This window comes from Amycolatopsis sp. NPDC114505 (assembly GCF_055633615.1).
This window is the reverse complement of record NZ_JBVKDV010000001.1, coordinates 3053220-3079124: the sequence shown is the minus strand read 5'-3', so window position 1 is coordinate 3079124 and position 25905 is coordinate 3053220. Positions and strand designations below refer to the sequence as shown.

Below are 25905 nucleotides of genomic sequence, written 5' to 3'. Positions count from 1 at the left end.
TTCCGTGTATCAACAGTGATACGAAACTGCGCGCACTTTCCGAGAATCGCGACCGACCGTAAGCTAACGAGCGCCGATGGCGTCAATCAAGAGCTTTTGGTGAAAACGTCACACGGCATCGGCAAATTGTCACGCCGACACGTCACCCGGCTCGGGTTCCTAGCAGGCGCGGGAAGGTTTCCCCAGCACAGCACGGTCGCCGAAGCGCTGACGTGCGTGACAAATCCTCGTCGCGAAATGTTGACGCGGGTGCCAATCGGTCTTTCTATCCTTGCTCGCGCACAACCGCGCCGCGTAGCTTCGAAACCCATGAAAAGAATGCACAGCGCGGTGCTCGCAATGGCGGCGGCCGCACTTCTGTCGTGTGCCGCCTGCGGGTCGGACACCCCGGCCGACCCCGGCCGGCACGCCGACCCCGCGGCGCTGGCCTGGGTCGACAAGGTGTGCACCGGGGTGGCCGCGGGCTCGGCGAAGCTCTCGCAGCCGCCGGCGGTCGACGACGGCGACCCGGTGAAGACCCGGGACGCGATGGTCGACTTCCTCGGCCGCCTGGGCTCGGCCCTCGACGACATGGCGGGCGGCATCCGCGGCGCCGGCGTCCCACCCGTCCCGGATGGACAGTCCGCTGTGGACAAGGCGACCGGCAACCTCACCCAGACCAGGACGAAGCTCGCCGAGACGAAGTCCAAGATGGAGCAGGCGAAGGTGACCGACCACGGCAGCCTGCGCCAGGTGATCTCCGAGGCCGACGCGACCATGGGCCAGCTCGCCGACCCGGAAGGCCCGATCAAGGACCTCAAGGCGAACCCCGAGCTGAACCTGGCCTTCAGCGAGTCCGCGACCTGCAAGCGCGTCTACGGGACGGGCTCGTGACGGCCCGCCGGGCGCTCGCCGCGTTCGCCGCGCTGGTCGTCACCGCGGCCCTCGCGCCCGCGGCGTCGGCGGCGCCGGTTCCCGGTCCGTCCGACGACTCCTTCTACACCCCGCCCTCGCCGCTGCCCGCGGGCAAACCGGGTGACGTCATCCGCTGGCGGACGTCGAACGCCGGGCCGCGCAAGGCATCCGTCGATGCGTGGCAGGTGATGTACCTGTCCACCAACGCGCTCGGGCAGCCCGACGCCGTCACCGGAACCGTGCTCGTCCCGAAGAACGCCGACCGCGCGACCGCGCCGATCGTCTCGTTCGACCCCGGCACCCACGGCCCGGCCTTCGAGTGCACGCCGTCGAAGATGATCGACATCGGCGCGTTCTACGAGCAGCCCGGCCTCGACGACCTGCTCGACGCGGGCTACGCCGTCGCCGTCCCCGACTACGAGGGCTACCAGAGCGCGCCGAAGACGACGTACGTCGTGGGCCGGTCCGAAGGCCCGGCGGTGATCGACGGGGTCCGCGCGGCCCAGCGGCTCCCCGCGGCCGGGCTGTCGGCGACGTCGAAGGTGGTCTTCCGCGGGTATTCCCAGGGTGGCGGCGCCGCGGCGTGGGCCGGGGAGCTGCAGCCGGCGTACGCGCCGGAGCTGAACCTCGTTGGCGTCGCGGCCGGCGGGGTGCCGGCCGACCTCGTCCAGGTGACGCTGCAGCTCGACGGCAAGTTCGGGTTCGGCGTGTTCGCCTACGCCCTGCTCGGCCTCGACCAGGCCTACCCGGAGCTGCAGCTGGACTCGTTCCTCAGCGACAACGGCCGCGCGAAGCTGGCCGAGATGAAGCAGAGCGCGTGCACGTTCGAGCTGCTCACGACGTACGCGAACCAGAAGATCGCGGACTACACGACCGGCCCGGGCTACATCAAGCCCGCGTGGGTGGCGCGGCTGACCGAGAACAAGCTCGGCGGCAGCCCGCCGCGCGTGCCGGTGTTCCAGTACCACGGGACCGGCGACCAGCTGGTGCAGTTCGCGCAGGCGGACAGCCTGCACAAGACGTACTGCGCGGCCGGCGTCCAGGAGACGTGGAAGACCTACGACACCGACCACATCACGCTGGTCTACACCGGCAACGCCGACGTACTGGCGTTCGTCAAGGACCGGATCGCCGGGAAGCCGGCGACGTCGAACTGCTGATCAGCGGTTCGGCCGGCCGTGCGGGTGCTGTTGCTGCCACGAGCTGACCACCGAGCTCACGTACTGCTGCCACTGGTCCTCGGCCGGCGGCGCCGACGTCGTGGGGGGCGCGGGCTTGCGTCCCGCGGCGGCCGGCGGGTTCGTGGTCCGGACCGGCGAGTCGTGGACCTCCGCGGTGAGCGGGGGCGGCTCCGCGGAGGCGCTCATCGTCTCCACCGCCTCGCTCGAGGCGGGCGGCGCGGCGGGGGCGGTCGCGCCCGGCGGCGGCGTCGCCGTCCCGCCGACCTGCTGCGGCTGGAAGAGCACGACAGCGGCCAGCCCGAGCGCGACGGCCGCACCGGCGGCGAGGACGTACGGCTTGGTCCGGCGGGAGTCGGCGGGCGGAGCTTCGAGCGGGCGCTCGTCCTCGGGCTCCGGCGCCGCCAGCTCGGCGTCGAGGATGGCGAGCGGGTCGGGCTTGGTCTCGGGCTCGGCCTCGGCTTCCCTGGTGAGCATCGCGTCGAGGTCGCCGCGGATCATCAGCGGTTTCGTCTGCGAAAGGTTCACCAGCTCGGCGACCGAGGGGAGCTCACCCTCACCGCCCGTGCGTGCCATCGAAAGACCTCCACCCTGTCGGCATCACCTGGAGGAACCATGCCCGAGCCGCGAGAGCTGCTCCGCTTCGCCGTCGTCGGCCTGGCCGCGTACGGGGTCACCCTACTGGGCGACTACAGCCTGAAGCTCACCGTGTTCCGTGAGAAACCGGTAACGGCGCTTTTCCTCGCGACGGTGGCCGCCACGGCGTTCGCGTACCTGCTGTCCCGCCGCTGGTCGTTCGCGGGCCGCGGCGGCCACCGGCCGATGCGCGAGGCGGCACTGTTCGTCGTGGTCAACGCGGGTGCGGTGGCGGTGAACCTGGTGCCGCCGCTGGTCTCGCGATACGCGCTGCACCTGTCGGTCCCGCACGTGAGCTACCTGGCGCAGGAGGTGGCGGACTTCGTGGCGGGGATGGTGCTGGGGACGGGCGCGGGCACGGCGTTCCGCTGGTACGGCTACCGGCGGTGGGTGTTCCCGAGATCAACGCCACCAGTTGGCGTCCCCCAGAGTGGTGAACCCGAGCTTGTCGTAGAGCGGCTTGCCGGACCGCGAGGCGGTCAGCGTGACGGGACGGTCCTCGAAGTGCCGTAGGACGGCGTGCATGAGCGCTCGCCCGACGCCCTTCGACCGGTGCTCGGGCAGGGTGGTGACCCAGTAGACGCCGGCGACCCGGTCGTCGGCCATGGTGACGCAGGCGCCTTCGCCGTCTTTGAGGAAGCAGGCTTGCTCCAGGAGCGTGGGCGGGAAGACCGTCCCGGCCTCGAGGGGCTGGTACTCCTCCAGCGGAAAGCCATGGACGACGATGTCCTCGGCCTTCCGCAACTCGGCGCGAGTTTCGACGCGGGTGACGGTGGGTTCTTCGGGGACGGGCGCGGGTTCACGCACCATGACGGGCAGCTGCCGCGGGCTCATCCCGATCCCACCGAGATCGAGGACCCGGAACGGATCCTCGACGACGACGGTCCGCCCGTTTTCCCGCTGCCGCTTCGCGACCGCGATCAGCTCGGCCTGGTCCGGAGCACCGGTGGTGACCATGATCCGGAACCGCCGGCCGTCGACGGCGGTGAAGGTGGAGTGTTCGTGGACGCGGTCCCCACGAGCGCGGGCAAGGGCGGTCCACATGCCGACGGCGTTCTCGGAGGCCTGCCGAAGACGTTCGGTGAGCAGTCCGGTCATGCGGGGCAGCTTAGGACGCGAGTGGCCTGGCCCCCAGAGCCAATCGACACCGCGCGGACCGGGCCACTTCGCCGCGGTTCGCGAGTTGTCCACAGCCCGGCGCGAATGTGGATGCCTCGGCCGCTCGCCTGACGATCGCCGGGTTTCGTCGTGCCCCGCCGATAAACTGGACCAGGGGACGCCCCCCAGGGGAAGGGCGGGGCGTCTCCGCCGCCGCTCGGTGCTCGGTGCTCGGTGCTCGGAGAACAGCGCCGACCTCGCTTGGCCCCCTCCTCGGACGGGGCCAAGCCCCCGGGCTCACTCCTCGCCCGGCAACGCCCGCTCCAGCTCCAGCCGCTCCCGCGGATCATCCAACCGCGCCCCGAACAACTCACCCAGCTCCGGCTCACTCCTCGCCCGGCAACGCCCGCTCCGCCAGCAACGCCAGCTCCAGCCGCAACCGCTCCCGCGGATCATCCAACCGCGCCCCGAACAACTCACCCAGCTCCCGCTCACTCCTCACCCGGCAACGCCCGCTCCGCCAGCAACGCCAACTCCAACCGCAACCGCTCCCCCGGATCATCCAACCGCGCCCCGAACAGCTCGCCCAGCTTCCGCAACCGGGCCCGGATCGTCTGCGGGTGCAAGTCCAGCAACCTCCCCAGCTCGGGCGCGCTCCCCCGGGTCTGGACCAGCGCCAGCAACGTCTCCGCCAGCTGCTCCCGGCGCCTTCCGGACAGCTCCGACAGCGGCGCCAGCGTCGTCGATGCCAGCTGGGCCACCAGGAACTCGTCCGCCAGCAGCAACAGCGTCGTCAGGTGGTCGCGGCACCACACCACCGGGCCCGGTGCGTCCAGCAGCCCGCGCGCCGCCAGGTCCAGTGCGCGGCGGGCCACCCGGAACGACTCCGGGGCCGCTGCCGGCGGGACCAGGGGACCGACCGCCGCCAGCCAGCCGGCCGGCAACGACGCCAGCCCCGCCAGGTCCGTGTCCGGGGCCGGGGTCAGCGCCGACGGCGGGGTGCCCGACGGGTCGGCCGGGACGTGCTCGGGCAGCAGCCCGGGCGGGAACTCCGGGGCGCCCGGCAACGCCCGGAACGCCACCACCGCCAAACTTGACGGCACCGGCAGCCCGGACGCCGCGACCAGACCGTCCACTTCGGCCGGTGTGCGGCCGCCGATCAGGGCGTGCAGCAGCCGGCGGTGCCGCTCGCCGGTGCCGGACATCGCCGCTTCCGCCGCGCTGTAACCCTCGGCGACCGCCGCCATCGACGTCTCGACGTCGGCGAACATCCCCTCGGCCGCGCCGTACAGGACGTCGCCGGACAGGCCGGCATCCCGGGCGACGTCGGCGATCCACCGCCACGTCACCCGGCTCGACACGCGCACCGCCGCCTGCACCGACTCGCGGCTCAGACCACTGTGGAACGCCTCGCGCCCGTGCCCGCGGAACTCGGCCAGCCGGTCGGCCTGCCACAGCGCGGGCGTGCCGACGCGGTCGATGTCCCGCTCGATCCCGCGCCGCGCCTGCTCGATCGCGGCCGTCCGGGTTGGACCGTGGCCGAAAGCAACGGAATAATCCGGAATCTCGGCGGCGATCCCGTCGACGCAGGCCCGGGCGATCTCCGGGATCCGCGGGCGCACCGCGTCGCCGAGCGCGTGGGGCAGCCGGGCCCACACGGAGCCGTCCGAGGCAGCCGAACCACGCATGCGGAATTCAGTCCTTCACTGGGGAATTGGCGCCCGGAATTGACCCCCACCATCCGACACGGAGCGTAGAACGCCCACCCGTCCGTGTCAAAAGGACGTCATCGCGTCACCCTTTCCGGCCATAGCTCGTTGATTTTTCAGTGACACAACGGTCGGATACGCTCGGCTCCGCCCGGACGAACTCGAAGGGGGATTCGTGGTCGAGTACCGCAGCTTCCGCCTGCTGGCCTCGCTGCCGCGCGCACTCGGCGCGGGCCTGCGCCCGCACGTCGGGCACGCCGCGGCCTCGATGATCCAGGAGGTCCGGCGCACGGTCCCCGCCTACGGCCTGCCACTCAAGGGCGTGTTCGGGAAAGTCCTGGTCAAGAGCGTCGAGTACGCCGTGCAGCACTGCGTCGACTCGATGGGCGAGCCGAGCCTGTCCCACGAGCACTGGGTCGAGTTCTACCGCCGCCGCGGCCGGATCGAGTTCACCGAAGGCCGCAACCTCGACGCCCTGCAGGACAGCGCCACGATCGGGGCCAGGGTCGCCTGGCGGGCGATGCACCCCGGCGTCGTCAACGCGGGGGTCGACCCGGCCGTCATCTCCGTCGCCGCGGAGGCCATCTTCGCCTACGTCGACGAGCTGTGCGCCACCGCGATCGAGGGCTACCAGCAGGCGCAGGCCGAGGCCGAGGGCGCCGTCCCGGTCCGGCGGAGACGGCTCCTGGAGCTGATCGTCCAAGGTCCCGAAGGCGCCGCGAGCAGCATCGCCGGGCTCGCCGGCGGCGCGGGCTGGCCGCTGCCGGAGACCGCCGCGATGGTCGCCCTCGAACGCGGCCCCGACGCCGCCGACTTCCCCGCCGACCTGCTCGGCGACGGCGTCCTGGCCGACCTCGACGGTCCCGGGCCGCACCTGCTCACCCGGGATCCCGACGCCGACCTGGCGCCCCTTGAGGCCAAGCTCGACGGCTGGCGGCTCGCGGTGTCCCCGACCGTGCCGCTGGCCGACGCCCCGGCCGCCCTGCGCACCGCCCGCCGCGCGCTGCTGCTGTCCGGCCCGGACATCCCCGGCCCGATCATCTGGTGCCGCGACCACCTCGCCACGCTCTGGCTGCTCGCGGAGGACTTCCTGGCCGCCGAGCTGGCCCGCCAGAGCCTCGACCCCTTCGCCTCGCTCAGCGAGAAGCAGCGTGACCGGCTCAGCGAGACGCTGCTGGCCTGGCTGGAGACGCGCGGCGGGGCGCCGGAGATCGCGCAGCGCCTCGGCGTGCACCCGCAGACCGTGCGCAACCGGCTGCGGCAGCTGGAGGAGCTGTTCGGCGACCGTCTCAAGGACGCCGACGACCGCCTCGGCATGCAGCTCGCGCTGCGTGCCCAGCGGCTCATGCGCGCCCACCGGCCGGAGGGTGAGCGGGAGCGCTGAGGGCGCGGTCGAGCACGCGCACCGGCATCGGCAGCACGCGCCGCCACGGACGGCGGCCCAGCCGCGGCCGGCGCTCCCGATCGGGGCAGGAAAAACTCGCGCGGCAGGACATCACGGCGTCCGGTGCGTCATTGCGGCCATACCTTCGAGGAATACGCGGATACCGGCGGAATGTCGATCCGCGAAACAGGTGGAACCGGGGAAAAGCGCACGCGTGATCGCCTTTTCGACCCCGTTCTTGTCATGCCCGCCCGCATTCGGCCGACAGTGGTGTTCGACACATCGGGCGCGAGTAGTCGGATGCCCTATTTTCGGGTTCCCGAGAAAGGCCGCCGATGACACTCGAAACGTACACGCTCACCCTCCACGGCCGCCGGATCCGGCTGCACGAGCACCTGCCCCCGGACGATGCGGGTGACGAAGCGATCGTGCTGCTGCACGGGATCGCGGGCAGCGCCGAGACCTGGGCACCGGTGCTGGCGCGGTGCGCCGCGCTCGGCCGCCGCGTGCTGGCGCTCGATCTGCCCGGCCACGGCGGATCCGAGGCGCCGCGCGCGGACTACGGACTCGGCGCGATGGCGAGCATCGTGCGGGACGTGCTGGCGGTGTCGGGCGTGCGGCACGCGACCGTCGTCGGCCACTCGCTCGGCGGCGGCGTCGCGATGCAGTTCGCCTACCAGTTCCCGGAAATGTGCGACCGGCTGGTGCTGGTCGGCAGCGCCGGGCTGGGCCCGGAGGTGAGCCCGGCGCTGCGGGCCACGGCGTTACCGGGCGCGCCCGTCGTGCTGGCGCTGACCGTGAACCGGGTGACGCTCGCGATCGCGCGGGCCGCCGCCCGGCCGGCACGCCGCCTCGGCGGGTCGTTGAAAATCGAAACACGGGAGCTGGCCAGGCATTTCGGCTCGCTGGCCGACCCCGCGCGGCGGCGGGCGTTCCTCTTCATCGCGCGCAGCCTCATCGACCTGCGCGGGCAGCGCGCGAGCGCCGTCGACAAGCTCTACCTGGCCGAAGCCGTGCCGACACTGCTGGTCTGGGGCGCGAAGGACCCGCTCATCCCCGTCGCGCACGGCCGCCGGACGGCCGAGCTGCTGCCGAACGGCCGATTGACCGTGCGGGAAAACGCGAAACACTTTCCACATGTGTCCGATCCGGACGGGTTCTGCCTGCTGCTGAACGAGTTCGTCCGAGAGACCGAACCGGCGCGGCTGACCCTCGACGACGTCGTCGCCCGGCTCACGACCGCCGCGGGCCCGAAAACACCCGCCTGAAAAGTTGTCATCCGCGCACCATCCGCCCCCGGCGGAAGTGTCACCTCACATCGCGCCGCTCCACCCGTTCGGGTGTAGTCCGGACGGGTTACCCCGAAGTCAGCGGCGAACCCGTTGACAGTGCCGTTCGCGCGAAATTATGTTGCCTGAGCCACAAAATCCGGACCGGCTTCGACGACGAAGAGGCCAGTTTTGTTGCCAGCAAGGATAAAACACATGACCGACGTGGACACCGGGTTCGCCGCCCCCGCACTGCGGACAGGCCGGCCCAACCCCGGCGAGCGCTCTTCCGGACCGGCGTACCGGCAGCAGTCCGTGTCGGCCGACCGGACCAGGACCACCTACCCTCCTACCCAGCGGACCTCGGGGGAACCCCGGCCGGCACGCGCTTCCGGCGCCATCGGGCTGTGGGCGTCCCTGCCCCGCGAGCTGGCGATCCGCTTCAAGCCGCGGGTCGACCCGCTGGCCCGCGCCATCCTGCAGGAGGTCCAGCGGGCGGTGCCCGAGTACCGCCAGCCGCTCGAAGGCGCGTTCGGGCACATCATCACGCAGGGTGTCCGGCAGTCGATCATCCAATGCCTCGACAGTGTCGGCACCCCCGGTGCCGTGCCGCTCGAGACGTGGACGACCGTGTTCCGCAACCTGGGCAAGATCGAGTTCAACGAGGGCCGCAGCCTCGACTGCCTGCAGACGGCCTACCGGGTCGGCGGGCGCGTCGCGTGGCGGCACATCTCGGAGTTCGGGCAGGCCAACGGCGTCGCCGCCGACACGCTCTGCACCAGCGCCGAGGCCATCTTCGCCTACGTCGACGAGATTTCCGCGCTCTCGATCGAGGGCTACACGGCGGCGCAGACCCGGGCCGCCGGCACCCGCGCGCGCCGCCGGAGACGGCTGCTCGAACTGCTGCTCGCCGACCCGCCGTCGGCGCCGCAGACGATCAGCGCGCAGGCCGCGACCGCGCAGTGGGCGTTGCCCGCCGAGGTCACGGTCATCGCCCTCGAACCCCGCGCCGACCAGCACAGTCTCGCCGCGCCCGACCTGCACACCGACGTCCTCGTCGACCTCGAGGGCGGCGAGCCCTGCCTGGTCACCGGCGACCCGGAAAAGCACCTGAAGAACCTCGCCGAGCGGTTGCAGGGCTGGCGTGCGGTGATCGGCCCGACCGTGCGGCTCACCGACGCGCCGCGGTCGCTGCTGTGGGCGCGCCGGACGTTGAAGCTCGTCCAGCGCGGGGTGCTGCCGGACGCGCCGGTGACGCACTGCACCGATCACCTCTCCACGTTGTGGCTGCTCGCTGACGAGTTCCTGGTCCGCGAGCTGTGCACGCGCAGCCTGGAGCCGTTCCGCGACCTCACGCCGAAGCAGCGGGCGCGGCTCGGCGAGACGCTGCTGATCTGGCTGCAGTCCCGCGGCAGCGCGCCCGAGATCGCGAAGAAGCTCAAGGTGCACCCGCAGACCGTGCGGTACCGCATGCACCAGCTCATCGACCTGTTCGGCGACCGGCTCAACAACGCCGACGACCGGCTCGACATGGAGATCGCGCTGCGGGCGGAGGCCCTGCTCGGCTCCTGAACCGCTTCAAGGGCGAGGTGGGTTTCCGTGACGGGACCGTCGGGCGAGACGACGTTCGGGCCGATGCTGAGCGGCGACGGGCGGCCGGGACAGCTGTGGGCCATGCTCCCGCGGGAGCTGGCCGGGGTGTTCCGGCCGCGGATGCTCGACGTCGCCGACGAGGTGCTGCGCGAGATCCAGCGGACGATCCCGGACTACGCGCGGCCGCTCGACGGCGCCTTCGGCAAAGCGCTGCGGGCGGGCGTGCAGGCGGCGATCCTGCAGTTCATCGACCGGATCGCCACGTCCGGACCGGTGCCGGACTCGCGTCGGAAGGTGTTCGTCGGGCTCGGGGTGCACGAGCTCGCGCAGGGCCGCAACCTCGACGTCCTGCAGGCGGCCTACCGCGTCGGCGCGCGCGTCACCTGGCGGCGGATGGCCGAGGTGGGGACGCGTGCGGGCGTGCCGTCGGCGACGCTGTGCGTGCTGGCCGAGGCGATCTTCGCCTACATCGACGAGCTGTCGGCGTTGTCGATCGAAGGGCACGCGGCGGCGCAGGCCCGGGCGGCGGGCGCGCTCGAACGCCGTCGCCGCCGGCTGCTGGACCTGCTGCTGGCGGACCCGCCGGCGCCGTCACGGACGGTCCAGGAAGCGGCGACGGCGGCGGACTGGCCGTTGCCGCACCGGCTGGTCGCGGTGGCGCTGGACGGGCCGGTTGACATCACCGGCCTGGACGCGCTGGAGGACTTCGAAGACGGGACGCCGCGGCTGCTGCTCCCGGCGCCCGCGGACCGTTCTTCGCTGGTCACGGCGCTGGCGGGGCACCGGGCCGCGGTCGGCCCGCCGGTACCCCCGCGTCAGGCGGGACGTTCGCTGGCGACGGCGCAGGAGGCACTGCGGCTGGTCCCCGCGGTCCTGCCGGACGAGCCGCTGATCTGGTGCGAGGACCACCTGGCGACGCTGTGGTTGCGCAAGGAGCCGTTCCTCGCGACGGAGGTGTCCCGCCGCCGGCTGGCGCCGCTGACGGCGTTGACCCCCAAGCAGTACAGCCGCCTGGCGGGGACGCTGCTGGCGTGGCTGGAGACGTGCGGCAACGTCCGCGAGGTGGCCGACCGCCTCGCGATCCACCCCCAGACGGTCCGCGCCCGCGCCCAGGAGCTGGAGACGTTGTTCGCGGACCACCTGCGTGACCCGGACGACCGCTTCGAGATGATCCTCGCCCTCCGCGCCACCCTGACCTGACCGTGTCGACCCTCCAATCACGCGTGATGCCTCCCCAATCACGCCCGATGCCCCTCGCCACTCGGCCGTCCCGTGCGGAAACGGGACTCTCGTGTGATCAGAGGGGCATCACGTGTGATTGGGCGGGCATCACTCGTGATTGGAGGGTCGACACGGGTCGGGGGACGGGATCTTGGGTTCCGGGCGACCTGGGCCGGGGCGGGTCGGGGGTCGGGTTACGTACTCGGTGAGGTCGTCCAGGCTCGCGCCTCGCAGCAGGAGCGGGACCGGGAGGGTCACGCCGAACTCGCGCTCGGCCGCCGTTCGGGTCCGCATCGCCGTCAGGGAGTCCAGGCCCAGCTCGACCAGCGGCACGTCCGGAGGCACCGCGCCGCCGAGCAGTCCGGCGACGATCGCCGCGAGCCGCTCGGACGCGGTCGGCGGCACGGGAACGGTGGCCAGCACCGCCGAGAAGAACGGGCGCCGGACGAGGTCCGGGAACCGTCCGGCGACGCGATCCGCGTCGAGCCGGGCGATCCCGACCGACGGCCGGTCCGACGCGAGCACCGCGGGCAGGGCGTCGAGGCACTCGGCCACCGGCAGCGGGTCCAGCACCGGGTCCGCGCCCCAGTTCACCGTCATCGCGGGCAGTCCCCGCGACCGGCGCCAGGCGGCGAACGCGTCCAGCCACGCGTCCGCGGTCGCGACGGCCGTCCGATCGGGCGCGCCGGACAACGCAGCCGACGACGAGTACGTCAGCCACCACTCCGGCGGAGTGTCCGCGGTCGCTTCGTGCAGCCGTCGCGCGCCGAGCACCTTGGGTCGCCACACGGCCGTGACGTCGTCGCCGGGAACGCCCGCCGCGTGCACGATTCCCCGCAGGGGCAGCCCGTCCGCGGTGGCCGCGGCGACGAGCCGTTCCGCGACGCCGGGCGCCGCGATGTCCCCGGCGACGGACACGACGTCCACTCCGGACAGTCCGATGTCGTCACCCGAAGATCCACAAAGGACGATCCGCGTCGCGCCGTTATCCGCCAGCCAGCGCGCGGTGGCCGGCCCCAACGTGCCAAATCCACCGGTGACCACGTACGCGCCGGGCCCGGTCGAGACGCCGTCGACGAGCGGCACGCGGGTCAGCCGCGCCGCGTACCGGACGTCGTGGCGCCAGCACACCTCGTCGTCGGGCGCGTCCGAACGCAGCTCACGCGCGAGAACGTCCACATCGGACCGCGTGTCGCAGTCCACAATGGTCGCCCGCAGTCCCGGCCGCTCGAACGCGAGCACCCGCACCAACCCGCGCAGGAACTCCAGCCCCGGCTCGCCCCTCGACTGCGTGACCAGGTGGAACCGGACGCCGGGACCGACGCGGGCGAGCACCGAGCGCACTGTGCGCAGCAGGTACTGGGAGTCGCCGGGATCGCGGTAGGCGTGCGGCGCCCCGGTGAGGAAGACGACGCCGCGCACCGGCCGTTCGGCCAGGAAGGCAGGCAGCTCGTCGAGGTCGTCCTGCGGCAGGGAAAGCGCTTCGTCCCCGGCCGCGGCCAGCGCCAGGGCGAGCGTGACGGCCCGGCCGAGCGCGGCCGGGTGCTCGTCGGTGAGCAGCAGCCACGATCCCGGCCCCGACGGCGGGACCGGCGGCAACGGCGTCCGCGGCCAGGTGATCCCGAACGCGCGGGCGGCGAGCGGGACACCGCCGGCGGCCTGGACGCGGATGTCGCCGAAGTCGGCGACGACCTCGCCGTCCGCGCTGACGAGCTGCACCGCGCCGGCGCCGTCGGCCAGGCACCGCACGCCCAGGTCCGCGTCGCCGAGCAGCCGGACCCGGCCGAACCCGCTCGCCACGGCACCTTCGGGCAAGGCCGCGGCGAGGAGCGGTTTCCCCGGCAGGTAAGCCCGTTCGTCCACATCGGACATGGGCGGCGGGGCGGGTTCGGTGTCGGCCGAGACCCACGCCGTCGCGTACCGCACCCAGGACGCACCGGCCTTCGCCCGCACCACGGCGGTGCCGTCGGCCCGGATCTCCGTGCTGAGCACCGTTTCCCCGGTCACCGCGAGCGTCCGGTGCACCTCCAGACCGTCGACCCGGACGCGTCCGGTGCCGAACAGCTCCCGGGCGCCGGCCAGGAACAGCTCCAGGAACCCGGTCGCCGGGAACACCGCGACGTCGTGCACCCGGTGCTCGTTCAGCCACGCGGGCTCCTCCGGCCTTATCGTCGCCTGCCACAGGTGCCGGCCCTCGTCCGGCACCTCGACGCGGACGCCGAGCAGCGGATGGCCGGACGGCCGCCGCGGCGACCGGAACGTCCGGTGTTCCCACGGGGGCGGGGGCAGGTCGAGCACGGGCGCCTCCGGGTAGCGCCGGTCGAGCACCGCCGGGTGCCCGGCGACGTGGAGCTCGGCCAGCGAGCGCGCGAAAGCGTTTTCTTCGCTGTCGCGCCGGCTGAGGGTGGGCAGGGTCCGGACGCCGGGCGCGGTCTGTTCGACCGCGGGCAGGGCGATCGGGTGCGGCGAGATCTCGACGAACCACCGGTGCCCGTCGCCGGCCGCGGCGGCGACCGCCTGGGTGAACCGGACCGGACGCCGCAGGTTCGCCGTCCAGTAGTCCGCGTCGAAGGCCGGCACCGCGCGCGGGTCGTCGAGCACGCTCGAGTAGTACGCCGTCATCGGCGGCCGCGGCCGCAGGTCCCCGAGCCCGGCGCGGAACCGGTCCAGGATCGGGTCGGCGGCGGCCGAGTTCGCGGTTCCCGCCAGCCGGCGCGCCAGCAGGCCGAGTCCATCCACATGGGACACCAGTGCGGCGATGTCGTCATCGCGGCCGGTGACCGCGCACTGCGCCGGCGACGCGTGGTCGACGACCGTGATGCCCGGGAACCCCAGCGCGAGCACCTCGTCGGCGGACAGCTCGACGACGGCCATCGCGCCGGCCGGCAGTTCCGCGAGGAGGTTCGCCCGGCTGACGACGATGTCAAGCCCGGCGCCGGGGTCGAGCGCACCCGCCACCACGGCCGCCGCGATCTCGCCCGCCGCGTGCCCGACCACGGCGGCGGGCTCGACGCCGTGCGCCCGCCACCACTCCGCCAGCGCGACCTGCAGGCCGTACACGAGCGGCGGCACCACGGCGGGGTCACCGAGCGGGCGGCGCAGCGCACCCCGCAGCGAGAACCCCGCCTTGGCCAGGAACAACGGCTCGAGCGCGGCCACCGCGGCCCGGAACTCCGGCTCGGCGCCCAGCATCCGCCGTCCCATCGCAGGCCACTGCGAGCCTGCCCCGGAGAACACGAAGACCGGACGCGGCTCACGCCCGGCCGGGTCCCGCACGAGGTCCGCGGTGGTCCTGCCGCCGGCCAGCCTGGCACGCGAAGACGTGACAGCGGCAGCCCCCACGACGCCCGCCGTCGTCCCGCCGCTGGCGTCCGCGGTGGTCCCGCCGCCAGCCAACCCGGCACCCGACGACGTGACAGCGACAGCCCCCACGACGTCCGCGGTGGCCCCGCCACCGGCCAGCCCGGCACCCGACGACGTGACAGCGACACCCCGCACGACGTCCGCCGTCGTCCCGCCGGCGGCGACCGCCCGCAGCCCCGCGGCCAGCGCGGCACGCGACGACGTGACGACGGCGACCCGCAGCGGCAGCTGCTCCCGGCGCCGGGCGAGCGTCGCGGCCAGGTCGCCCGGCGCGGTCCCCCGGCCAGGACCGGCGAGCCACTCGGCCAGTTCGCCGGCCCGGCGGCGCAGGGCCGGCTCGGACCGCGCCGACACCGTGAAAACCTGCGGCCGGCCGTTCCACCGCGAGCCCGGCGCGGCGGGCTCCAGGGGCTTCGGCCACTCCTCGAGCACGACGTGCGCGCCCGTGCCACCGGCACCGAACGCCGAGACGCCGGCGCGGGCCGTGCCGGCGTAGCGCGGCCAGCCGGCGGCCTTGTCCACCAGCGGGAGCCGGTCGTGCCAGAGCGCCAGCACCACCTTGATCAGCGCGAGAATCCCGGACGCGGCATCGAAGTCGCCGAAGTCCGCCGCGCCGGCCCGCAGCGGCTGCCGCGGATCGCGGTTCCGGCCGAGCACGACGTCGAGAGCCTGCGCCTCACCCGGGTCGCCCCGCGTCTCGACGTAGTCCACAGTGGACGGATCGGATCCGGCGACGGCGTGCGCGTCCGCCAGTACCCGCTCCTGCGCGGCCGGGCCGGCGGACCAGCCGGTCGCGCTGCCGCGGATCACCGCCAGCACGCGGTCGCCGTCGCGGCGGGCGTCCGCGAGCCGCTTCAACACCACCACTCCGCAGCCCTCGCCCCCGACGGTGTCCGGTCGCGCGAACAGCACGTGCACCCCGGCGGCCAGCGCCAGGTCCGCCTCCCCCGCGGCCAGCGCGCGCACCGCGTGGTGGACAGCCACCAGCGCCGCCGAGCCCGCCGTGTCCACGACCAGGCTGGGCCCGCGCAGGTCGAACCGGTCCGACACGCGGTTCGCGATCATCGACGCGCCTTCGTGGCGTCCGGCGTCGGTGAACAGCGCGAAGTCCGCCGCCGAAGCCCCGGCGAACACGCCGGTCCGGGTGCCGCGCAGGGTGCCCGGCGCGATGCCGGCGTGTTCGAGCGCGGCCCACGTCGTCTCCAGGAGGATGCGCTGACGCGGGTCCATCACCCTCGCCTCGGCCGCGTCGATCCCGAAGAACGCGGCGTCGAACCCGTCGACGTCGGCGAGAAGCGCGTCCGGCCACGGATGGCGCCCGGTCAGCAGCGCGCGCCACAGCCGGTCCGGCGACTCGACGCCGCCCGGCAGCCGGCACCCGATGCCGAGCACGGCGACGGGCTCACCGGCCCGGGGGCGGGGGTCCGATCCGGCCAGTGCCGCGGCCAGCGCGGCGATCGACGGGTACCGCCCGAGCAGGCCTGGGTCGGGGTCGCGGCCGAGCAGCTCCCCGAGCTCGGCCGCGACGGTCACCGCGTCCCGCGACGACAGGCCCAGCTCGACCAGCGGAACGCAGGCGTCCACCGACTCCGGCGCGAGACCGGCGAGCGCGGCGACCCGCTCGGCGAGCCACCGGCGCAGCTCGCCGGGGTCGGTCATCGCGGGCCGTCCACGTCTTCGACGATATCGACTGCGGTCGTGAGCATGAATTCCTCGCGCATTTCTCGCGGTGGATCGTTGATTCACCGTATTTCCCCCGTTGAATCCCTGTCAACGAATCGGGAATGCGCGGAAATACTTTGTCATTTCGCTCACTGCGGCACGGGCAACGCCTGTTGTCAGAGTGATAGTCACGCGGCGGACATGCCGGTGACCCGCCACTTCCCGGCCACCCGTTCGGCCGTGACGCTCAGCTGGGCCGCGCCGGTGCTGTGCTGCCCGTCGCCACGAGTGCCGGTCTGGTCGAGGAACACCAGCAGGGCCGCGCGGTCGCCGTCGAGCAGTTTCACCCCGGACGCGACGGCGGTCGAGGTGACCACGAGCTGCTGGTCCGCGGCGAGCTTGCGGACCTGGCCGAAGAGCTGGTCGTACTGCGCGAGGGCCGGGCCGGCGAGAAGTTCTTTCGCCGCCTGCTCGTTCTTGGCCGGCTCGTCGTAGCGGTAGGAGAACAGCGTGCCGAGCGCGGCACCGATCTGTTTCCCGGCGTCCGCGGTGCCCGCGACATCGGAGAGCGCGGTGTTGTGCGCGACGACGGCGTTCGTGCTCCGCGTTTCGAGCGTGAACCACCCGGCGAGCCCGGCCATCACGACCGCGACCACCGCGACCACCAGCCGCCCCCGGCGACGCGGGCGCACGACCGACGCCTCGACCGACGCCGAAGCCGGGGCCGGGGCCGGGGCCGGGTCGTGGTGGCGGCCGGCGACCTTCACCGAACGCTTCTTCGTGGGCACGGTCATGGCGCCTCCCCCGTCGGGACCTGGCCCAGCCCGGTGACGCGCCAGCCGTCCGGGCCGCGGGTCAGGTCGGCCTGGAACCGGTTGCGTTTGGTCACGGCGTCGCCGCCTTCGGGCGCCACCACCAGCTCGACCGACGCGATCAGCTTCGCCGTGCCCGCGCCGGTGTCCACTTCGGTCACCGCGGCGTCGGTCACCTTGCCGGTGGTGACGGTCTTCGCCTGCGAGATCCGGTCGAGACTGCCTTGGCGATCGGCCGCCAGCTCGTCGTGCAGCGCGCCGCCCGACAGGTCGAGCCAGTGCTGGTACCCCGGCGCCGCCTGGCGGTAGTCCAAAGTGGTCAGTCCGGCAACAGCGGTCCGGCCCGCCGCCAGTGCGTCCTCCCGGACGACCGCCCGCGCGACGCCGTCGTCGTGCGCCGCCTGCCACCAGGTGAACCCCGACCACCCGGCCGCGGCGGTCGCCACGACCGCGGCCAGCCACACGAAGATCCTCACGGCCGTCCTCCCGGTGCGTTCTGCGAACCCCGTACGTTCGTCGGGTCGCCCTTCGGCAACGCGCAGCGCGCGGCCGTGTTCAGCGGGCGGGCCGACGTGTCGAGGCCGTCGCGGTACGGCGTCGTGTACCCGGTGGTGCACGGCGGTGGGTCGAAGAAGGTGAGCGACAGCCCGAAGTGCGCGCCGTCCGGCCGGATCACCGCCGTGCCCGCGGCGACCGCCTGCGGCGCGGTGATCAGCAGCTGCCGCACCCCGCTTCGGCGTGTTTCGAGGACGTCCGCGGTGGTCAGCAGGTTGGCCAGCAGGACGCCCAGCTGCGGCCCGGAGTCGCGGATCAGCGCACCGACCTCGTTCGCCGCGGCGGGCACCGCCGGGATGAGCGTGCGCAGGTCGCCGTCGGACTGCTTCAACGTCGAGGCCAGGAGTTTCGCGTTGGCGCCGAACTCGCGGATCGCGCCGGCCTGCTGCACCTGGGTGTCGAGCACGACGTGCGCGTCGGTGACGAACCGGGTCAACGGCGCGACGTGCGCACTCGCCGCCTGCACGAACTCGATGCCGCGCCCGACGAGCTGGTCGAGCGCCGGGCCGGCGTCGGACGTCGCGTTGTACAGCTCGTCGACGACCGTGCGCAGCGCCGGCTTCGGCACCGAGTTGGCGAACGAGTCCACTGTCGACAAGACGACGTCCACCGGCAGCGGGATCTTCGTGTCCGCCTGGGTGATCACCGAGCCGTCCCCCAGCTTCGGCCCGCCGTCACCGCGCGGCCGCAGGTCGACGTACTGCTCGCCGATTGCCGACCGGTCGGCGACGACGGCCTCGGTGTCGGCCGGGACCGGCGCGGTGCCGGAGTCGATCTCGAGGTCGGCCTCCATCCCGGCCGGGGTGAGCCGCAGCTCGCCGACGCGGCCGATCGGCACGCCGCGGTAGGTGACCTCGGCGTTCGTGAAGATGCCGCCGCCGGTCGGGAACTGCGCTTTCACGGTGTATCCGCGGTCGAAGAACACCTTGTCGAGGCCGGCGTAGGTGGCCCCGACGTAGGCGACGCCGAGCACCGCGATGACGGCGAAGAGGGTCACCTGGACGCGCACGAACCGGGTCAGCATCAGTGGCCCACCTTGAGGAACCCGTTGAGGTAGTCGCCGCGGATGGTGTCGAGCGCGGCGTCCGGGAACGGGAAGGTGAAGATCATCTCCATCGCCTTGGGCAGCTTGTCCCCGGAGTCGGCGAGCCGCCGCAACAGCGGTTCGAGGGCCTTGAGGTCCGCGACGAGGTCGTCCTTGCTCTTGTTCACCGTGTCGACGGCGACCGAGGTCAGCCCGTCCAGGGACTTGAGCATCCCGACCAGCGCCTCCCGCTGCTGGTTGAGGACGCCGATGCCGGGGGTCAGGCCGTTTAGGGTGGTGGTGATCTGGTCGGTGTGCGCGTTGAGCGTCTGCGCGAGCTTGTTGACGCTCTCGATGGCCCGCGTGATCTCGGTCCGGTGCTCGTCGAGGCCCTTCACGAAGGCGTCCAAACTGGACAGCAGGCTGCGCGCCGCGGTTTCGCGCCCGCCCAGTGCTTCGTTGAGCTGGTGGCTGATGTTCTGGACCTGAGCGACACCGCCGCCGTTGAGCAGCAACGACAACGCGCCGAAGACCTCCTCGATCTCGGGGGTCAACGTGGACTGGTCCAGCGGGATGGTCGCGCCGTCGAGGAGCCGGCCCGACGGCGTCGCGTCGTCCGGCGCGGCCAGCTCGACGAACTTCTCGCCGAGTATGCTGGCCTGCCGCAGCCGGGCGACGGCGTTGCCCGGCAGGTCGACGTCGCCGTTGAGCAGCAGGTCGACGATCGCGCTGTGCCCGTCGGGTGCCAGCTCGACCTTGACGACCTGCCCGACCGGCACGTCGTTGACCTTGACACCGGACTGCGGCACCAGGTCGAGGACGTTCGTGAAGCTCGCGGTCACGTGGATCGGGTGGTCGCCGAGCGCGGCGCCGCCGGGCAGCGGGATGTCGTAGACGCTGACCCCGCGGCCGCAGCCGGTGGTGACCAGCGCGAGCGTCAGAACCGCGGCGAGCTTGACCAGGGACTTCATTTCGGCTCCGGGAACTCGAGGAGGTTGCCGCGGCCGTCGATGGTCCCGTTCGCCTGGTCGTACGCGCCCAGCAGGTTCGACAGGGCGTTCGGCGCCGCTTGAAGTGCCTCGGAGAGCGAATCCTTCTGGTTCACGAGCACCTTCGTGACGTCGGCCAATTTGTCCACATCGGACTGCACCTTGCCGCGGTTGTCCTTGATGAACCCCTGCACGACGGTCAGTGCCTGGGTCAGCTCGGTCAGCGCGCCGGAGAACTGGTCGCGCTGGTCGGCGAGGACCTTGCTGAGCGACGCGATCTGCGAGATGGCCTGCTTCACCTGGCCGTCGTTGGCGGCGAGCATCGCGGTGAACCTGCTGATGTTGTCGACGGACCCGAACAGGTCGTCCTTGGAGTCGCTCGCCGCGCGGGCGAACTCGCCGAGGTTCTTGATCGCCGTGCCGATGGTCTGCCCGTTGCCGTTCAGGTACTCGGCCGACTTGGTCAGCACCTCGCTGACCGCGCCGTCCTTGTTGGCGCCCTGCGGGCCGAGCGCCGTCATCAGCTGGTTCAGGCTGTGCAGCAGGTCGTCGACCTCGACCGGGGTCGCGGTGCGCTCGCGCGGGATCGACGCGCCGTCGGCCAGCTGCGGCCCGCCTTGGTAGACGGGCGTGATCTGGACGTACCGGTCGGCGACCAGGCTCGGCGTGATCACGACGGCGCCCGCGCCGGCGGGCAGCTGGACGTCCGGCTTCAGCGTCATCGTCACCTTGACGTCGGTGCCGTTCGGTTCCACTTTGGACACCGACCCGATCGCGACGCCGAGGACACGGACGTCGGAGTTCGGGTAGACGCCGACCGCGGCGGCGAAGTAGGCGGTCAGGGTGCGTTCGGCCGGTGCGGTGGCCAGAGGCCACACCGCCGAGACGACGAGTGCGAGCACGACGCCGACCGTGAGCGCCCGCAGGCGGGTCCGTCGGCGCGCCCGCGCTCCCAGGTCGATGAGCTGGTGGGCCATCAGCGTCCCCCGTTCTTCGGCGGCAGGCAGCTGCCCGGCGTGGTGCCGGTGGGGATGAGCCCGCAGATGTAGGTGTCGATCCACCGGCCGTTGCCGACGGCGTTGCCGAGCAGCCGGTAGAACGGCCCGGCCAGGCGCAGGCTGTCCTCCAGCTTCCCCTGGTTCCGCTGCAGCACGGTCGCCACGCGGTCGAGCTGGTCGAGCGCCGGGCCGAGCGTCTGCTGGTTGTCCGCGACCAGCCCGCGCAGCTGGATCGAGAGGTTCCTGATGCCGCTGAACAGCGACGCGATCGCGTCCTTGCGGGCGTTCAGCTCGGTGAGCAGCGTGTTGCCGTCGCGGATGAGGGCCTGGATCTGGTCGGAGCGCTCGCCGAGCGTCTTGGACACCTGGTTGGTGTTCTGGAACAGCTTGACCAGCTCGTCGTCACGGGACGCAAGCGTTTGCGACAAGGCGGCGATGCCGTCGAACGCGGTGCGCACGTCCTGCGGCGCCGACGCGCCGAGCGTGTCGGACAGGACGCGGAACGCCTGCGCGAGCTGGTCGGTGTCGATCGCGCCGACGGTGCTCGCCAGGTCGTTGAACACCTCGGTCACGTCGTAGGGCGAGCTGGTGCGCTCGGCCGGGATCGGCTGGTCCGGGTTCAGCTCGGCGTTGCCGACCGGGTCGAGCACGAGGTTCTTCTGGCCGAGCAGCGTCTTGATCTTGATCGCCGCCGTCGTCCGGTTGCCGACCCAGGTGTCCTTGACCCGGAACAGCACCTCGACGTGGTCGCCGGCCAGCCGCACGTCGGTGACCTCGCCGACCTTCACCCCGGCGACGCGGACCTCGTCGTTCGGCTTCAGCCCGGCGGCCTCGTGGAACTCGGCCTTGTACGTCGTCCCGCCGCCGAGGAACGGGAGGTCGTCGGAGAAGAACGTCGCGCTGCCGGCCAGCGCCATGACCAGCGCGGTCACCGCGCCGACGGCGATCGGGTTGCGGCTGCGGAACGGCTTGATCCGGGGCGGTTTCATCGGCACCTCGCGGCCGTGACGGGGATGCCCGGCGGTGGCCCGCCCGGCGCGGGTTTGGCGTCGGACTCCACCGAGCAGAGGTAGAAGTTCGCCCACGAGCCGTAGGAGAAGAGCGTGCCGATGCGGTCGAGCTTCTTCGGCAGGTTGTCGATGAACTGCTGGAACACCGGGGTGTTGTCGGCCAGGTTCTTCGACAGGTCGCCGAGCGCGGTGATGCTGCCCTTGAGCGGCTGACGTCCCTGCTCCAGCAGCCCGGCGGTGGCGGTGGTCAGCTCGCCGAGGCCGCCGATCGCCTGCCCGATCGGCTTCGCGTCCGCGGCCAGGCCGGTGACCAGCTGCGCGGTGGTGTCGACGAGCGCGTCGAACTGGTCGCCCTGGGCGTTCACGGTGTCGAGCACGGTGTTGAGGTTGCCGATCACCTGGCCGATCACGGCGTCCTTGCCGGCCAAAGTGGACGTCAGCGACGCGGTGTGCCGCAGCAGGCTCTCGATCGTGCTGCCCTCGCCCTGCAGGACCTGGATGATCTCGAACGACAGCTGGTTGACGTCGTTCGGTGACAGAGCCTGGAAGAGCGGCTTGAAGCCGTTGAACAACGCCGTGAGGTCGAGCGCGGGCTTGGTCCGTTCGAGGGGGATCTGCGCGTCTTCGCCGAGGGTCGGCGACGTGTCGGTGGCACCCGGGTCGACCGAGAGGTAGCGCTGCCCGACGAGGTTGCGGTAGCGGATGGTGATCGAGGCCGACGCCGTCAGCCGGTGCGTCCGGTCGACGGAGAACGCGACGTCGGCCAGCCGGTGTTCGACCACCTTGACGGAGTCGACCTGGCCGATCCGGACGCCGGCCATCCGGACCTCGTCGCCGGGGTTGACCGACGTCGCGTCGGTGAACCGGGCCGTGTACCCGATGGTCGCGCCGACGCTGGAGTTGGCGATCGTGATCGCGAGGATGCCGGTGGCGACGACGGTCACCAGGAAGAAGATCAGGCCCTTGATCGCGGGCCCGGCGACGCTCCTCATCGGACGGTCACCCCCGTCCCGCGCAGCGCCGGTCCGATCAGGACACTGCTCCAGTCCGGGACGTCACCCAGGGCAGGCTTCAGGATCTCCGCGACGAGCTGCCTTTCACCCGCCGAGTTGGCCGGGCCGAGGTCGCCGTCTCCTGGGGACGCCGCCCCGCCGCCGTAGCACTTCGGGCCGCCGGTGGCGTCGAACCGCGGGGTGTCACGGCCGGGTACGTACTTGTCGCGCGGGTCCTGCACGGTGAGCGTCACGTGCAGGCCCGGTTCGTTCGTGCCCTTGCCCAGCGCCTTCTCCATCAGCGGCTTGAGCCGGTTGACCGCGTCGAACAGGCACGGGAACTCCGGCGAGTACTGCGAAAGCAGCTCCAGTGATGCCCGGCTTTCGGTCGAGACCCCGATGATGTTGTCCTTGTTCTTCCGCAGGAAGTCGTTCAGGTGCCCGGTCGCGCTCGTGACGCTGGTGTACAGGTTGTCGAGGTCCGCACGGGTGTCCACAATGGTCTTGGCCGTGGTCGACAGGTCGCTGAGCGCCCGCAGGATGTCCGGCGCGGCGGTCGTGTAGACGTCGGCCGTGTTCGCGAGCCCGGTGATGTCCGCCTTGAACTGCGGCATCAGCGGGTTCACCTGCGCGAGCAGGTCCTGCAGCTTGACGATGCTGTCGCCGATCGGCTGACCTCGGTTGTCGAGGGCCTGGGAGATCGCGCCGAGCGAGCTGTTCAGCTTCTGCGGCTGGACCGCGCGCAGCAGCGGCAGCAGGTCGCCGAGGACGCGTTCCAGCTCGATCGCGCTGGACGAGTGGTCCTGCCCGATAACGTCCCCGGCCGCGAGCTTCCCCTGTGGACGGTCCGGCAGCACGAGGTTGACGTACCGCTCGCCGAACACCGTCTTCGGCAGGAGCCGCGCGGAGACGTTCCCGGGCAGCGTCCCGATCTTCGCCGGGTCGAGCGCGAGGTCGATCTCGGCGCCGGTCCGCGTGCTGCGGACCGCCCGGACCTCGCCGAACGGCACGCCCTTGACCTTCACCTCGGCGGTCGGCGCGAGCTGGTTGCCGACCCGGTCCGCCCGCAGCGTCACCACTTCCGAGTCGTCGAAGTCCTTGTCGTAGATGGCGACCGCGAGATAGCCGAGCAGGACGAGCACGCCGAGGAACGCGACCCCGGCGAGCTGCGTGCCGAACCGGCTCATCCCGACACCTTCACCGTGGTCGTCGCGCCCCAGATGGCCAGGGACAGGAAGAGGTCGAGCACGCTGATCAGCACGATCGACGTCCGCACGGCCCGGCCCACCGCGACGCCGACACCGGCCGGCCCACCACTCGCGCGGTAGCCGTAAAAACAGTGCGTCAGGATCACGCCGACGCTGAACACGAGCACCTTGCCGAACGACCAGAGGACGTCGCCGGGCGGCAGGAACAGCGTGAAGTAGTGGTCGTAGGTACCGCCCGACTGTCCGAAGAAGACGACCGTGGTGAGCCGCGAGCCGAGGTAGGAGATCAGCAGCCCGACGACGTACAGCGGGACGATCGCGATGAACCCGGCGATGATCCGGGTGGTGACCAGGTACGGCATGCTCCGCACGGCCATCACTTCCAGCGCGTCGATCTCTTCGGAGATCCGCATCGCGCCGAGCTGCGCGGTGAACCCACTGCCCACAGTGGACGAAAGGGCGAGCCCGGCGACCAGCGGCGCGATCTCCCGCGTGTTGAAGTACGCCGTCAGGAACCCGGTCATCGCGGAGATGTTGATCTGGTTGAGCGCGCTGAAACCCTGCAGCCCCACGGTGACGCCGGTGAACACGCACAGCCCGACCATCACGCCGATCGTGCCGCCGATGACCGCGAGCGCGCCGCTGCCGAACGTCACCTCCGCCAGCAGACGCACCACTTCCCTGAAGTAGCGCGTCACCGCGAGCGGGACGGCCGCGAGCGCGCGGACGTAGAAGAGCAGCTGGTCGCCGAGGTCGAACAGCCGGTCGCCGGGTTTGCCGAGGATGGCCACTCAGGTCCCCTTCGCCGGAACGAGTTGCAGGTACAGGGCGGTGAGCACGGTGTTGACGAAGAACAGCAGCAGGAACGTGATGACGACGGACTGGTTGACGACGTCGCCGACGCCCTTCGGGCCGCCCTTGGGGTTGAGGCCGCGGTAGGACGCGACGACTCCGGCGAGGTAGCCGAAGATCACCGCCTTCACCGAGCTGACGACGAGGTCGGGCAGCTGCGCGAGGGCGTTGAAGCTGGCCAGGTACGCGCCGGGCGTGCCGCCCTGGATGATCACGTTGAAGAAGTAGCCGCCGAGCACGCCGACCACGCTGACCAGGCCGTTGAGCAGCACGGACGCGCAGACGGCGGCCTGCACGCGCGGCACGACCAGGCGCTGGATCGCCGAGACGCCCAGCACCTCCATCGCGTCGATCTCCTCGCGGATGCTGCGCGCGCCGAGGTCGGCGCAGATGGCGCTGCCGCCCGCGCCGGCGATGATCAGCGTCGTCACGATCGGGCTCGCCTGCTGCACGACGGCCAGGACGCTCGCCGCGCCGTTGAACTGCTGGGCGCCGATCTGGCTGGTGAGCGAGCCGAGCTGCAGGGAGATCACCGCGCCGAACGGGATGGAGACGAGGATCGCCGGCGCGATGGACACGCTGGCGATGAACCAGAACTGCTGGACGAACTCGCGGACCTGGTACGGCCGCCGGAACATCGCGAGGATGATGTCGAGACCCATCGCGCACATGCGGCCGAACTCGCGCAGGCCGTTGGCGGCTCGCTGCTGCACCTGGATCGTCATGCCTTGCACCCGGCGCTGAAGCACCGCAACGTGAGGTTCGAGACGAAGGTGTTGCCCGGCCCCGAAACCAGGCCGGTGAGCAGCCGGCTCAGGTCCTCGTGCCCGACGCAGCCGGCGAACGACGGCGTGGTGAACGTGGACGTCACCTTCACCGGCGGAGCCGGCAGCGAGATCGGCACCAGCGCCTTGATGGTGACCGCCGCGGGCTGAGCCGTCCGGCAGTCCGGCCCGACGGCGAGGGCCTTGCCGTCCACTTTGACGTCGGAGAGCTTGATGAACACCTTCGCGGTCACGTCCGTGTCGGCGCAGATGTTCGTCTGTGTGGCCTTGCAGTCCTTGTCCTTGCCGGTGTGCACGGTGGCCGTTCCGGTGGCGTCGCCGTCCGGGATGATCTCGACCCGGCCGGTGGTGGCCATGAACCGGAACGCCACGAAATACCCGTCCGTCGGCGGGATGGCCAGTTTTCCGCTGATCGGCACGGTGTTGGTGAGGCCGCCCAGTGTGCCGTCGAAGGTTCCCGGCGGGAAAGCGATGTCGGAACCGAGCTTGGCCACGTGGCTCGTGGTCGGCTGCTGGGCGTCCCCCAGGGTGAACCCGAAGGGGATCTCCGTGGCCGCTTGCGCTTGAGGCACGTTCTCGCTCGGCGCGGCTTCCGCGGCGCCGAGCGAGAACGCGGTCAGGACCAGCACGAGCAGGAGCGGCACCGCGCGTGTCAGCACTGACATCCGTAGTTC

General features: G+C 71.9%; 22 protein-coding genes. 7 read left to right on the top strand and 15 right to left on the bottom strand.

Going from position 1 to position 25905, the window contains the following annotated elements; genetic code table 11:
• Positions 1-309: 309 nt before the first annotated feature.
• Both ACZ7OU_RS15330 and ACZ7OU_RS15325 read left to right on the top strand, forming a co-directional pair.
• The gene (locus tag ACZ7OU_RS15330; protein ID WP_470255456.1) at positions 310-873 is read left to right on the top strand and encodes a hypothetical protein; all 564 of its coding nucleotides are present in this window, start codon (positions 310-312) and stop codon (positions 871-873) included.
• Positions 870-2054 carry a lipase family protein gene (locus tag ACZ7OU_RS15325; RefSeq protein WP_470255455.1) on the top strand — a complete coding sequence of 395 codons (1185 nt, stop codon included), beginning with the start codon at positions 870-872 and terminating at the stop codon, positions 2052-2054. Before ACZ7OU_RS15330 ends, ACZ7OU_RS15325 begins: the two co-directional genes overlap by 4 nt.
• On the opposite strand, the gene ACZ7OU_RS15320 is transcribed toward ACZ7OU_RS15325, so the two are convergent.
• Complete coding sequence (locus ACZ7OU_RS15320; RefSeq protein WP_470255454.1) at positions 2055-2648, bottom strand: hypothetical protein; 594 nt, start codon at positions 2646-2648, stop codon at positions 2055-2057. It abuts the gene before it with no gap.
• A gap of 39 nt (positions 2649-2687) precedes the next feature.
• On the opposite strand from ACZ7OU_RS15320, the gene ACZ7OU_RS15315 reads away from it, so the two are divergent.
• Complete coding sequence (locus tag ACZ7OU_RS15315; RefSeq protein WP_470255453.1) at positions 2688-3221, top strand: GtrA family protein; 534 nt, start codon at positions 2688-2690, stop codon at positions 3219-3221.
• On the opposite strand, the gene ACZ7OU_RS15310 is transcribed toward ACZ7OU_RS15315, so the two are convergent.
• Entirely contained in the window at positions 3111-3806 is a 696-nt protein-coding gene (locus ACZ7OU_RS15310; protein WP_470255452.1) for a GNAT family N-acetyltransferase, read from the bottom strand. The genes ACZ7OU_RS15315 and ACZ7OU_RS15310 overlap by 111 nt on opposite strands.
• A gap of 491 nt (positions 3807-4297) precedes the next feature.
• A complete protein-coding gene (locus tag ACZ7OU_RS15305) occupies positions 4298-5494 on the bottom strand; it encodes a PucR-like N-terminal domain-containing protein (RefSeq protein WP_470255451.1) in 1197 nt (398 codons plus the stop codon).
• A gap of 196 nt (positions 5495-5690) precedes the next feature.
• Here ACZ7OU_RS15305 and ACZ7OU_RS15300 point away from each other — a divergent pair, with 196 nt between their 5' ends.
• The 4 genes from ACZ7OU_RS15300 (at position 5691) to ACZ7OU_RS15285 (ending at position 10960) form a co-directional block, all read left to right on the top strand.
• Positions 5691-6899, top strand: a complete 1209-nt coding sequence (locus ACZ7OU_RS15300) for a PucR family transcriptional regulator (RefSeq protein WP_470241319.1) — start codon at positions 5691-5693, stop codon at positions 6897-6899.
• A 335-nt stretch (positions 6900-7234) separates the two neighbouring features.
• Positions 7235-8167: an alpha/beta fold hydrolase gene (locus ACZ7OU_RS15295; RefSeq protein ID WP_470255450.1), complete on the top strand. Its 933-nt coding sequence runs from the start codon at positions 7235-7237 to the stop codon at positions 8165-8167.
• 216 nt (positions 8168-8383) lie between these two features.
• The gene (locus ACZ7OU_RS15290) at positions 8384-9739 is read left to right on the top strand and encodes a PucR-like N-terminal domain-containing protein (protein WP_470255449.1); all 1356 of its coding nucleotides are present in this window, start codon (positions 8384-8386) and stop codon (positions 9737-9739) included.
• A gap of 27 nt (positions 9740-9766) precedes the next feature.
• Positions 9767-10960, top strand: coding sequence for a PucR family transcriptional regulator (locus ACZ7OU_RS15285; RefSeq protein ID WP_470255448.1), 1194 nt, complete (start codon positions 9767-9769; stop codon positions 10958-10960).
• 129 nt (positions 10961-11089) lie between these two features.
• Here the strand turns inward: ACZ7OU_RS15285 and ACZ7OU_RS15280 are convergent, their stop codons facing one another.
• The 12 genes from ACZ7OU_RS15280 to ACZ7OU_RS15225 all read right to left on the bottom strand — a co-directional run bounded on the left by ACZ7OU_RS15280 (position 11090) and on the right by ACZ7OU_RS15225 (position 25896).
• The gene (locus ACZ7OU_RS15280; RefSeq protein WP_470255447.1) at positions 11090-16003 is read right to left on the bottom strand and encodes an acyltransferase domain-containing protein; all 4914 of its coding nucleotides are present in this window, start codon (positions 16001-16003) and stop codon (positions 11090-11092) included.
• Between the two features lie 191 nt (positions 16004-16194).
• Entirely contained in the window at positions 16195-16800 is a 606-nt protein-coding gene (locus tag ACZ7OU_RS15275) for a hypothetical protein (RefSeq protein ID WP_470255446.1), read from the bottom strand.
• Positions 16797-17294, bottom strand: coding sequence for a hypothetical protein (locus ACZ7OU_RS15270; RefSeq protein ID WP_470241325.1), 498 nt, complete (start codon positions 17292-17294; stop codon positions 16797-16799). The genes ACZ7OU_RS15275 and ACZ7OU_RS15270 overlap by 4 nt, the downstream gene beginning before the upstream one ends.
• The gene (locus ACZ7OU_RS15265; protein ID WP_470255445.1) at positions 17291-18397 is read right to left on the bottom strand and encodes an MlaD family protein; all 1107 of its coding nucleotides are present in this window, start codon (positions 18395-18397) and stop codon (positions 17291-17293) included. The genes ACZ7OU_RS15270 and ACZ7OU_RS15265 overlap by 4 nt, the downstream gene beginning before the upstream one ends.
• On the bottom strand, positions 18397-19368 hold the full coding sequence (locus tag ACZ7OU_RS15260; protein WP_470255444.1) for an MCE family protein: 972 nt from the start codon (positions 19366-19368) through the stop codon (positions 18397-18399). Before ACZ7OU_RS15260 ends, ACZ7OU_RS15265 begins: the two co-directional genes overlap by 1 nt.
• Positions 19365-20363, bottom strand: coding sequence for an MCE family protein (locus tag ACZ7OU_RS15255; protein ID WP_470255443.1), 999 nt, complete (start codon positions 20361-20363; stop codon positions 19365-19367). Before ACZ7OU_RS15255 ends, ACZ7OU_RS15260 begins: the two co-directional genes overlap by 4 nt.
• Positions 20363-21373, bottom strand: coding sequence for an MCE family protein (locus ACZ7OU_RS15250; RefSeq protein ID WP_470255442.1), 1011 nt, complete (start codon positions 21371-21373; stop codon positions 20363-20365). Before ACZ7OU_RS15250 ends, ACZ7OU_RS15255 begins: the two co-directional genes overlap by 1 nt.
• Positions 21370-22386 (bottom strand): MCE family protein, encoded by a 1017-nt coding sequence (locus ACZ7OU_RS15245; RefSeq protein ID WP_470255441.1) that lies wholly within the window; start codon positions 22384-22386, stop codon positions 21370-21372. The genes ACZ7OU_RS15250 and ACZ7OU_RS15245 overlap by 4 nt, the downstream gene beginning before the upstream one ends.
• The gene (locus ACZ7OU_RS15240) at positions 22383-23573 is read right to left on the bottom strand and encodes an MCE family protein (protein ID WP_470255440.1); all 1191 of its coding nucleotides are present in this window, start codon (positions 23571-23573) and stop codon (positions 22383-22385) included. The genes ACZ7OU_RS15245 and ACZ7OU_RS15240 overlap by 4 nt, the downstream gene beginning before the upstream one ends.
• The gene (locus ACZ7OU_RS15235) at positions 23570-24385 is read right to left on the bottom strand and encodes an MlaE family ABC transporter permease (protein WP_470255439.1); all 816 of its coding nucleotides are present in this window, start codon (positions 24383-24385) and stop codon (positions 23570-23572) included. The genes ACZ7OU_RS15240 and ACZ7OU_RS15235 overlap by 4 nt, the downstream gene beginning before the upstream one ends.
• Positions 24386-25171, bottom strand: coding sequence for an MlaE family ABC transporter permease (locus tag ACZ7OU_RS15230; RefSeq protein WP_155541429.1), 786 nt, complete (start codon positions 25169-25171; stop codon positions 24386-24388).
• The gene (locus ACZ7OU_RS15225) at positions 25168-25896 is read right to left on the bottom strand and encodes a hypothetical protein (RefSeq protein ID WP_470255438.1); all 729 of its coding nucleotides are present in this window, start codon (positions 25894-25896) and stop codon (positions 25168-25170) included. Before ACZ7OU_RS15225 ends, ACZ7OU_RS15230 begins: the two co-directional genes overlap by 4 nt.
• Between the last annotated feature and the right edge of the window lie 9 nt (positions 25897-25905).

Coding starts and splice junctions, on each gene's coding strand:
- ACZ7OU_RS15330 (WP_470255456.1), top strand. CDS start 310: ATGAAAAGAATGCACAGCGCGGTGCTCGCAATGGCGGCGGCCGCACTT.
- ACZ7OU_RS15320 (WP_470255454.1), bottom strand. CDS start 2,648: ATGGCACGCACGGGCGGTGAGGGTGAGCTCCCCTCGGTCGCCGAGCTG.
- ACZ7OU_RS15315 (WP_470255453.1), top strand. CDS start 2,688: ATGCCCGAGCCGCGAGAGCTGCTCCGCTTCGCCGTCGTCGGCCTGGCC.
- ACZ7OU_RS15310 (WP_470255452.1), bottom strand. CDS start 3,806: ATGACCGGACTGCTCACCGAACGTCTTCGGCAGGCCTCCGAGAACGCC.
- ACZ7OU_RS15305 (WP_470255451.1), bottom strand. CDS start 5,494: ATGCGTGGTTCGGCTGCCTCGGACGGCTCCGTGTGGGCCCGGCTGCCC.
- ACZ7OU_RS15295 (WP_470255450.1), top strand. CDS start 7,235: ATGACACTCGAAACGTACACGCTCACCCTCCACGGCCGCCGGATCCGG.
- ACZ7OU_RS15290 (WP_470255449.1), top strand. CDS start 8,384: ATGACCGACGTGGACACCGGGTTCGCCGCCCCCGCACTGCGGACAGGC.
- ACZ7OU_RS15280 (WP_470255447.1), bottom strand. CDS start 16,003: ATGACCGACCCCGGCGAGCTGCGCCGGTGGCTCGCCGAGCGGGTCGCC.
- ACZ7OU_RS15275 (WP_470255446.1), bottom strand. CDS start 16,800: ATGACCGTGCCCACGAAGAAGCGTTCGGTGAAGGTCGCCGGCCGCCAC.
- ACZ7OU_RS15265 (WP_470255445.1), bottom strand. CDS start 18,397: ATGCTGACCCGGTTCGTGCGCGTCCAGGTGACCCTCTTCGCCGTCATC.
- ACZ7OU_RS15260 (WP_470255444.1), bottom strand. CDS start 19,368: ATGAAGTCCCTGGTCAAGCTCGCCGCGGTTCTGACGCTCGCGCTGGTC.
- ACZ7OU_RS15255 (WP_470255443.1), bottom strand. CDS start 20,363: ATGGCCCACCAGCTCATCGACCTGGGAGCGCGGGCGCGCCGACGGACC.
- ACZ7OU_RS15250 (WP_470255442.1), bottom strand. CDS start 21,373: ATGAAACCGCCCCGGATCAAGCCGTTCCGCAGCCGCAACCCGATCGCC.
- ACZ7OU_RS15245 (WP_470255441.1), bottom strand. CDS start 22,386: ATGAGGAGCGTCGCCGGGCCCGCGATCAAGGGCCTGATCTTCTTCCTG.
- ACZ7OU_RS15240 (WP_470255440.1), bottom strand. CDS start 23,573: ATGAGCCGGTTCGGCACGCAGCTCGCCGGGGTCGCGTTCCTCGGCGTG.
- ACZ7OU_RS15230 (WP_155541429.1), bottom strand. CDS start 25,171: ATGACGATCCAGGTGCAGCAGCGAGCCGCCAACGGCCTGCGCGAGTTC.
- ACZ7OU_RS15225 (WP_470255438.1), bottom strand. CDS start 25,896: ATGTCAGTGCTGACACGCGCGGTGCCGCTCCTGCTCGTGCTGGTCCTG.